The sequence below is a fragment of the Streptomyces sp. NPDC058964 genome (assembly GCF_042741275.1).
Taxonomy (GTDB): Bacteria; Actinomycetota; Actinomycetes; order Streptomycetales; family Streptomycetaceae; genus Streptomyces.
The window spans coordinates 1-8,936 of record NZ_JBHYKH010000377.1; the positions used below are offsets into that span (position 1 = coordinate 1).

The 8,936-nt window shown below is 70.6% G+C and carries 8 protein-coding genes and 1 pseudogene; 3 read left to right on the forward strand and 6 right to left on the reverse strand.

Annotation, left to right across the window (positions count from 1 at the left end; all coding sequences use genetic code 11):
• A partial coding sequence (locus ACFW2E_RS33665) for a histidine phosphatase family protein (protein ID WP_384471744.1) occupies window positions 1–355 on the reverse strand: 355 nt, incomplete at its 3' end.
• Between the two features lie 817 nt (window positions 356–1,172).
• Window positions 1,173–2,072 carry an SDR family oxidoreductase gene (locus ACFW2E_RS33670; RefSeq protein ID WP_384471747.1) on the reverse strand — a complete coding sequence of 300 codons (900 nt, stop codon included), beginning with the start codon at window positions 2,070–2,072 and terminating at the stop codon, window positions 1,173–1,175.
• Between the two features lie 86 nt (window positions 2,073–2,158).
• Here ACFW2E_RS33670 and ACFW2E_RS33675 point away from each other — a divergent pair, with 86 nt between their 5' ends.
• On the forward strand, window positions 2,159–2,716 hold the full coding sequence (locus tag ACFW2E_RS33675) for a TetR family transcriptional regulator (protein ID WP_384471750.1): 558 nt from the start codon (window positions 2,159–2,161) through the stop codon (window positions 2,714–2,716).
• A gap of 183 nt (window positions 2,717–2,899) precedes the next feature.
• On the forward strand, window positions 2,900–3,013 hold the full coding sequence (locus ACFW2E_RS33680) for a hypothetical protein (protein WP_384471764.1): 114 nt from the start codon (window positions 2,900–2,902) through the stop codon (window positions 3,011–3,013).
• Window positions 3,014–3,073: 60 nt separating this feature from the next.
• Here the strand turns inward: ACFW2E_RS33680 and ACFW2E_RS33685 are convergent, their stop codons facing one another.
• Together ACFW2E_RS33685 and ACFW2E_RS33690 are read right to left on the reverse strand one after the other, a co-directional pair.
• Window positions 3,074–3,838, reverse strand: coding sequence for an alpha/beta hydrolase (locus ACFW2E_RS33685; protein WP_384471752.1), 765 nt, complete (start codon window positions 3,836–3,838; stop codon window positions 3,074–3,076).
• Window positions 3,839–4,004: 166 nt separating this feature from the next.
• Window positions 4,005–4,931 (reverse strand): PhzF family phenazine biosynthesis protein, encoded by a 927-nt coding sequence (locus tag ACFW2E_RS33690; protein WP_384471755.1) that lies wholly within the window; start codon window positions 4,929–4,931, stop codon window positions 4,005–4,007.
• 565 nt (window positions 4,932–5,496) lie between these two features.
• Between ACFW2E_RS33690 and ACFW2E_RS33695 the strand changes: the two genes are divergently transcribed.
• Entirely contained in the window at window positions 5,497–6,417 is a 921-nt protein-coding gene (locus tag ACFW2E_RS33695; protein WP_384471758.1) for an MBL fold metallo-hydrolase, read from the forward strand.
• Between the two features lie 98 nt (window positions 6,418–6,515).
• On the opposite strand, the gene ACFW2E_RS33700 is transcribed toward ACFW2E_RS33695, so the two are convergent.
• The gene (locus tag ACFW2E_RS33700; RefSeq protein WP_384471761.1) at window positions 6,516–7,661 is read right to left on the reverse strand and encodes a DUF3103 family protein; all 1,146 of its coding nucleotides are present in this window, start codon (window positions 7,659–7,661) and stop codon (window positions 6,516–6,518) included.
• A 599-nt stretch (window positions 7,662–8,260) separates the two neighbouring features.
• Window positions 8,261–8,936 (reverse strand): annotated as a pseudogene (locus ACFW2E_RS33705) (hypothetical protein); the annotation flags it as partial.

Consider the following 8,936-nt stretch of genomic DNA (forward strand, 5'->3'; position numbering starts at 1 on the left):
GGCGACAGCGAGTACTTACGGACTCACCTTCGTGTGGTACGGCATCCGGGTCGGTGAGCCAGGCGGTGAACCCATGGGGATCGGTTGCCGTGACTTCGTCGACTCTGCGGCCACGCCACCTGCCCAGGTCGAGGTCGCGCAGCGCCGGCTCGGGCACCGCCGCCAGGCCGAGGGCCTCAGCGGTCTGCGAGCAGCGGATCGACGGCGCCCTGATGGCCATCTCGTGGAGGGGGAGCGCGGCTCGCGCGGCGGCCACCTCACGGAGGTCGCGCTCACTGAGGGGAGCGTCACCGAGGACCGATCGCCGAGTGGGGTCGGCGCCGGGCGCAGACATGAACGTCAGGCGGATCGTCATGAGACGGATCTCCTTCCTGGCCCGGCATGACCCCGATGGTGGGATCACGCTACGGCTACTTCATCGGCGGGCAACGGAGTCCGCCATGGCGTCGGGGCCCCGGGTCCTGAGAGCGCGGGCGTGCCCGACACGGTAGGTCACCGGACGGCCGCTGAAGGCGATCGCGGGCCGGTGCGTCCGACGCCATGTCGTTGACTCATGTGCTCCAGAGTCGGTGGAAGCCTCCCCCTGGAACACCCGGCGGGTGTCCGGAACCGCCCGGCCAACCGGCCGGGGCAGCACTGCCACCTGGCCGGACTCGCGGTCACGGCACGTTTGCCATGGTGAGACCGGCAGACAGGGCGCTCCGAGCCGGCCGGGCTGCCTCGATCCGGTCACCGCGCGGTCCACAGCACAGGTCGCGGCGCGTCCGCCGGACGGTCGACCCCGTCCGCGCATCGTCTGCCTGACGCCGTGTCTCCGTGCCGGGCTGCCGACCCTGTCATGCGTGAGCGCGTCGAATTCGTCGTCCCGGTCCCGGAGCTTGTTCACCGCGATCTCCGCGGCGTGGGCGGCCTCTCCCCGGACCGGCTTGTACCCGGCCATGTACCGCTCACCCGCGACGATCCGCTGCACCGCGTCGAGGTTCACGCCCTGCCCGGTCACCGGCGGAATTCTGGTCGCGCCCGCCTCCTTCAGCGCGTCCGCTGCGGCCCGACGCAGCGGTGGCCCGTGTGGCGCGCGGAGCCGCGCCCGAGCCCCGCCCGAGCCTCGGGCGGGCATGGGAGGTCGGGGTCGGTCCGGAGTGGCCCCAGGTCCGCCCGAGCCGACCCTGCGATCATCCCGGCAGCGCGTAGGCCCCCGCGGCGATGTCGTCCAGGAGCGTGGGCCCCGTCGGCGTCCAGCCGAGCAGTTCCCGGGTACGAGCGCTCGACGCGGCGACGTCCATGCCGAAGAAGCGTCCGATCCAGCCGAAGTGGGCCTCTGCGTCCTCCGGCGCGACCGACACCGTCGGCAGGCCCAGGTAGCCGCCGATGGCGGCGGCGATGTCACGGGTGGGAATGCCGGTCTCGGCCACCGCATGCATGCGGGAACCCGCCGGGGCCTTCTCCAGCGCGAGCCGGACCATCCGCGCGGCGTCGGAGCGGTGCACTGCCGCCCAGCGGGTCGAGCCGTCACCGATGCAGCCGGCTGCCCCGCGTTCCTTGGCGATCTTCGTCAGTGTGGCGGTGAACCCGTGGTCGCCCATGCCGTGCACGGTCGGTGAGAAGCGCAGGGCCACTGGGCGGACGCCGTGCTCGGCGTAGGACAGGGCGAGGTTCTCACTGCCGCCGCGCATCGAGTCGGCACCGTGGTGAGGCGACGCGTCGTGCTCGGTCAACGGCCGCCCGGTGACTCCTGATGCCAGGCCCGAGGCGAGCAGGAACGGCCGGCCGCTCCCCTTGAGCGTGTCGAGCATCCGCTGCACGGCGGCGCGCTCACTGCGGCCGGCGCCGGCGAAGTCGGAGAAGTCGTGCTTGAAGGCGAGGTGGATGACGCCGTCGGCAGTCGCGGCCGCCGAGGAAAGGCTGTCGAGGTCGTCGAGGCCTCCGCGGTGGGCGAGGGCACCTTTCGCCTCGAGCGCGGCGGCCGCCTCATCGGTACGGGCAAGGCCGACGACCTCGTGACCGTCGGCGAGGAGTTCGTCGGTGACGGCCGAGCCGATCCAGCCGGAGGCACCGGTGACGAAAACACGCATGGCAGGCATCCTTCCACAGGCATGTCAGTTACTGACATCAACGCTACCACTTCATGTCAGTGACTGTCATCGCTACACTTCTCGCCATGGGTCGCTGGGAGCCGGATGCACGGGGGCGGATGATCCGCTCCGCGTTGGAACTCTTCGCCGAGCGCGGCTTCGAGCAGACCACCGCGGGTGACATCGCCAAGAACGCCGGTGTCACGGAACGCACCTTCTTCCGGCACTTCACCGACAAGCGCGAGGTCCTCTTCGACGGCTCCGCGACCATGCAGCGGACCGCCTGCGACGCGATCCTGGCCGCGCCGGTCGACCTCTCACCGCTGGACGCGGCGCTGGCCGGGATGGTCGCGGCTGGCGGCCTGCTGGCGGACCGTCGCGACCACGCCGTTCGCCGATCCGGCATCATCGCGGCCAACCCCAGCCTGCACGAGCGTGAGTTGCTGAAACTGGCGGCGATGACGGACACGACGGCCGAAGCGCTCGGCAAGCGAGGCGTGACCGAGCCCGCCGCCGGCCTTGCCGCCCACATGGCGGTGACGGTGTTTCATGTCGCGTTCACACGCTGGGTCTCGACGGAGGAGCCGCCCGGCCTCACCACCTGCATCGCGGAGGCCGCGGCGGCACTGCGTGCACTGAAGTGACCGGGAGAGCCGACGAGGACCTCGCCACTGTGTTCCTCGCCGACCGGACCGCCACGCAGACAGCCAGCCACGCACTGCTGGCGGTCACCACCCTGACGCGGGACGAGTGCCTGGACGACGAGGACTACGCACAGCTGACCGCGTCCGGTCGCGAGTACCGAGTCCGGTCGCGAGTTCCGCACCATCCCCGCAGGGGTCCACGACGTCCACGCGAACCCGAGCATCGGCAACGTGGGCTTCGAGGAGTGCGCGGCATGGGCCCACGAGGATCCAGAGGGGATCTACCGTTCCTCGTGAACAACCGGCTGCCCAGCGCCCGCGATTCGGCTTCACCGGCCCTGAGCGGCACGGGGCGCGTCAGGCCGTGGCCGTGGCCGCTCGGCCGAGGTGCCGGGCGAAGAACCGGGCCGCGCCGTCCGCCTCGGACCTGGGCAGCTTTTTGTGCCTGCCTGCGTTGACGTGCAGCGTCTTCTCCTTCGAGGCGAAGGCGTCGAACAGCGCCAGACCGGACTCGCGCGGGATGTGTTCGTCGTCCCACTGGAGCACGCATTCAACGGGGACGCCGATCTGCCGTGCCGTCCCGGCCAGGGCATCGGGCCAGTGGGGTCCGAAGACGGCGGCGGTGATCCTGGGGTCGGCCGCCGTCAGCGGCACCCCGATCGCGGTGCCCATGTTCAGGCCGAAGTAGCCGACGGGTCCTTCGGCGCCGATCTCCGGAAGTTCCTGGAGGGCGTCCAGGGTCGCCTGCCACTCGGGCACGGCGCGCTCCGCCAGGTGGGCGTTGTAGCGTACGACGATGGGGCCTTCCGGCTCGCCCGCCGCCCGCGTCTGCAGCAGCACGGCGATCTCCCGTTCGTCGTGCGCCGTGCGCGGCCGGTCGCCGTGACCGGGCGCATCGATGCAGGCGACGTGGAACCCGCAGCCGGTCACGAGCAGGTGTGCGCGGCCCGTCGTCGCCGGCCATCTCTTGTGCGTGCCGCCACCATGGCCCATCAGCACCAGGGGCGCGCGATCGGGCCCGGACACGGGCGACCAGAGCACGCCGGGGACATCGCCCACGGTGAAGTCGTGTTCGACGACGCCGTTCGACGACGTCTCCGCAGTGAACTGCACCGATTGCAAGGGGTGTTGCCTTTCGGGAGTGCGTTCTTGCCGGAGCACTCCCGGCGACACCTACGTCAATCGCCCGACCGCGAGAACAAGAGGGAGCACCCGTACGAATACAGCGTTCATGGGTCTCACCTCCTCGGCCGGGATCACGGTCGACCGCAAACCACCAGCACGGTCATCAGCCCGCCGAACCCTTTTCCCCACCATTGAGGGTGAGCCTGCGAACGATCCGTGCCGTGCCGCCGACATGGACGAGCGGGCCAGTCGGGGTCGACGTCCTGCCTGCTGTGATCGTCGCCGGGTGGCCGAGCGAGTCGCCCATGTCCACCGTGATGCTGGTGATGCCCCGGTGCGCCAGGCGGGCCGCGAGGCAGGCCGTGCTGTTGGCGTTCGCGATGTCCTCCGGAACGCCGATGGAGGGGGCGAACAGGCGGGCGGCGGCGTGGCCGTCGGCGTTCGGTTCGCAGTAGACGTAGCAGCCCAACAGGCCGATCCGGTCGCACGCGTCACGGAGCCGGTCCAGGTCGGGGACGAGAGCGGCGAGCTCGAGGCGAGAGGCTACTGACAGGAGCATTCGCGGCCGCCCCAGTGTGGCGACGCACGCCTCGCCGACCGCGCCCGGTGCGAGGCCCATGGCGGGCAGGACGGAATTCCGTTCGGCGGGGGTCGCGGCGCGTAGTGCGATGGAGTCCGTCTCGAACCGGGCCTCCACGAGTCCGTCGTGGTTGCGTACGGCGCGGCCCGTGAACGTCGTCCCGGCGACGCGCAACACAGCCTGAAACGATCGTGCGCCCGCACGTTCGGCAAGGACCGTGAGCGCGGCCACCGTACCGTGGCCGCACGCGGCCAGGTCCCCCTCGACGGTGGCGAAGTGCAGGGACACCACGGGCAGGCCGTCCTCGCGGCCCTCGTCGCACACGAACACGGCGTGAGACGTGCCCAGAAGGACGGGTACGCGGCGGCGCTCCGCCTCGCTCGCAGGCACCCCGCGGAGGACCGCGGTGGGGCTCCCGCCGCCTCCGCCGCGCAGGCACGCGTCGACGATCTCGACGGGCAGGCCGCGCCCGCTCGAACCGGGGCTGTCAGGTCCTGCGCCGATGGACATGAACCGCAGCGTAGACACGTCGTGGTCGCAGTCCCGGTCATTCGGTCATCCGGCGACGCCACCACCCGCACGCCCCCCACGAATGCGGCGACGCAACATGGCCGCTCCAGGAGTGGAAGCGGCGATCGAACTCGGCATCCATCCTGGCTACGAGCTTTCCGAAATCCGCCCGGGCACCACGCGGGAGCCACAGCAGCACATCCTCCAGGGTGTCACGCGCCACCAGAGGATCGCAGCAGTCGCACCCCGTCCACGGCTGCGGAAGCACACGGCCCGGCTCTCGCAGATACCGCCGGCACTCCGCCACGGCAGCGGCCACGGCACCTGGCCGAAGCCGCGCGTCCTCCACCTTCCGGATCGCGACCCGGGTCGCCGCGGACACTTCCCGGATCCGGCGAACCGGAACACCTCGTCTGGGCTGCCAGCGATCGGCTCGCAGCTCCTTCGGCCGCTTACGCGGCATCGCTCCTTGGGGTCTGCATGCCGTCATCCTCCCACGGAGTCCCGGCCGCCAACCACCATCTCCGGATCGACCCGGTGCCACCGGATGGCTCAGGATGACCCCATGAGAATGCCCGTCGGCCGTCCGAGTCTGCGCTCCTTCCTGCCGTACGAACAGCCCGCCGCGGTGCCTCACGACGGGCTGGTCGCCCACTTCCTGGGGACCAGCTCCGTGCTGTTCTCGGACGGGGAGACCTCACTGCTCACTGACGGGTTCGTCACCAGGCCCGGGCTGCTGCGGGTGGCCGTGGGCAGGATCGCGCCCGACCGTTCCCTCGTCCGTGCCGCCGTCGACCGGCTGCGGGTGAGGAATCTGGCTGCGGTGGTCTGCGCTCATTCCCACTACGATCACGCCCTGGACGCGCCGGTGTGGGTGCTGGAGACCGGCGCGGAACTGGTCGGCTCGCAGTCCACCGCGAACATCGGCCGGGGCATGGGAGTGCCGGAGTCGTCCTTGCGCGTGGTCGCGGACGGGAACACGGTCTCGTACGGCCGTTTCGACCTGACGTTCGTGGACTCCGTGCACAGCCCCGGCGACCACTGTCCCGGCACCGTCGACGGACCCCTCGTTCCGCCCGCCCGCGCCCGCGCTTGGAAGACCGGCACCGCCTACAGCGTGCTCGTTGCTCATCCGGCAGGCCGGGTACTGCTGCACGCCAGTGCCAACTTCCGGCCCGGTGCCCTGCGGGGCTGGCACGCCGATGTCGTGTATCTGGGTATCGGCAGTCTGGGCAAGCAGCCCCCCGAATTCCTGCGCGCCTACTGGGACGAGGTCGTGGTCGCGACCGGGGCCCGCCGCGTCGTCCTCGTCCACTGGGACGACTTCTTCGTCGGCCTCCACCGGCCCCTGCGGCCCCTGCCCTACTTCATGGACGACCTCGAGGTCACGATGCGTCGCTTGCTGCCACTGGCCGACCGCGACGGCGTCGACGTCGCCATGCCCGTCACCTGGCAGCCGAGCGCTCCCCTCGCCGGCCTCGTGTGAACCTCCGGCGGGCCGCTCGGCGGTAACCATGACGTGTGCCGAGCCGATCACGGTGCGGCGGTGATCGTCCTTGTCCGGCACGGCACCACGCCGGCGAATCAGAACTGTTCGACGAAGTAGGGTTCGACGGTCATCCAGCCGTTGCCCGCGGCCCCGTTGAGGCGGCCGGTGGAGTTCCTGGCCAGGGTGTACCACGACTCGACGTAGTCCGGGTCGTCGGTGAACCAGGAGTCGGGCATCGCCGACAGCACCGCGTTCACCAGCGGGATGTAGGTGCCCTGGTCGGTGACGGTGAGCAGGGCGGTGGTGAGGGCCTGGGCGAGCGACTTGTAGTTGGTGCCGTCGTCGTCCTCCATCATGACGACGTCTGCCAGGTTGTACTTGTAGTTCGACCAGTTGACCAGGATCTGGTTGGGGTAGTACACCGTGCCGTCGTAGTCCAGGTACGGCATGTCGACGGAGTCGACGCGCGCCTTGCCGTCCTGTCCGAAGCCGGTCACCAGCGAGAACATCTCGGCCGCGCCCTTGAACCAGGGCTCCTGGTCATCGTTCACCTCGACCGCTGTGACCTTGGTGGCCCACCAGCCCGCCGTGTCGGCGGCGTGCTCGGGCTTGGACGCGGGTGTGCTGAGACCGCTGTCGGCGAGTTGCTCGCGGAGCACTCGGAGGCCTGCCTTGTGCGCCTTGGCGGCATCGATGTCCAGGACGTACAGGGGGAATTGGGGTACGCGTGTCGCATCCACGGAGTGGCGGCGGCCTCGGCTGTCGTAGGCCGTGATCGTCCTGGCATGCTCGTCGGAGGCGGCGACCGCGACCCAGGGGGTTACGTCGTCGGTCAGACGTGCGCGCATGGAGGGCGCACCGAGGCGTATCCGCAGCAGCGACCCGATCGACGCGGGTAGCCCCTTGAGAGCCGCGACCCGCCGGTTCGCATGGGACATCGACGACCGCAGTCGGCTCCCCGCAAGGTTGCCGGCCTTGTCGGTCAGCGCCTGCAGATCCGCCTCATCCGCGGAGAGCGTGGCCGCCCGCACCTGCCCGCGCCAATCGGAGTGCGTGAGCGAAGAGGCGAGTGAACGGGCGATCGCCTCCTCCACGCCATGGACCGTGGACTGCGCCGAGGCTGTGGGCCGGGGGCCACTGTCTGCCTTTGCCGAGGCGACGGCGGGCTGGGCCGTGCCCATGACGACGGCGCACAGCATCGCGCCGATCAGTGCTCTGCGTCTCCTGCTTGCTCTGCTCATCGTGATCTCCGTCTGTCGGTGTTGCCGCATCAGATGTCGCCGATGTGGTGCTCCGGCCCGCGCGCGGGCGCTCGCTGTGATCCGGGTCGGATCCTCGTGAGAGCCGGAGCCGGTTCGCCCTGCTCATGACAAATCGCACCCTGTTCGTCCCTATGACCGGAGGAGGAACGGGGCGGGCCGCGGCCCGGGCGGAGCCGGTCGAGAAGCTCCGCCGTCAGACCATCCACCGATGTGCGAGGAATGCCTTCGACAGCCACGAAGTATCTCCAGGACCACGATCGGTGGGTGAGTGGCTCAGCCACTGCCGCATCAGTGAAGCAGTCTCCCGAGGTCTCCGTCAATCCTCCACTCGTGAACGGGAGTTGGGCACGCAGGCTCTGCCGAACCCCACCCGCCTCTCTGCCGTACCGGACCTGGGGTGGGGGCGCAGGACAGGCGCGAGGGTGGGCGGCGCGGTGAGTGGGTGGGTGGGGCGCGGCCGCGCGCCACCCCGCGCCGCGCATCTCGGGGTGCGTCCAGGCCCCCGGGGGTCCGGTACGTCTCGGTCGGCGCCGCCCGTCGAATGCCGACGGGTTACGTACCGGAGTGCACGCGGCAGCTCAGGAACGGTCCGCCGAGAACGTCGTACAGTTCGGGCCGTAGACCCGGCCGTCCAGGTGGTCCGGCGTCAGCGTGTCGTAGGAGCCCTGGAGATCGACCGCCAGGTAGTTCGGCGGCTGGTTGATCCACTGCGTGGCCCGCAGGGTCAGCACACCGTTCTGGACGGTGCCCGCCATCGCGAACGAGCCGCGCGGCACCTGCGGGTTGGAGGGCGCCGGATAGAACGCGAACACGGCGTCCACAGTGCCGTCGTCATGCTCCTCGATGGTGAGCACCAGTCCGGTGATCCCCTGGTTGCAGACGTAACTGCCGTTCCACCGGCCCGACAGGTCGGTGGCGCTCTCGGCAGGCGCGGACGGGCTCTCGTCGGGTGGGGTGCTGGCGGGCGGAGTCGGGGTGTCGACCGGTGACGCGGGGCTGTCGAGCGGCGTCGGGGTGTCGGCGGGCGAGGACGGGCTGTCGAGCGGCGTCGGAGTGCCGTAGCTCGGCGAGGAGCCCGATGACGAGGATCCCGAGTCAGAGCCGGATCCGCCGCCGAGGAGGGCGTCCGCCTGCCAGGCCGCGAGCCCTATGGCGACCACCGCGGCGAACACAGAGCCGATCACGGCCACCCGCCGTCTGCGGGTGGAGCCCCTGGAGGGGCCTCCGGGCTTGCCCGGCACGGGAGTTGGCAGC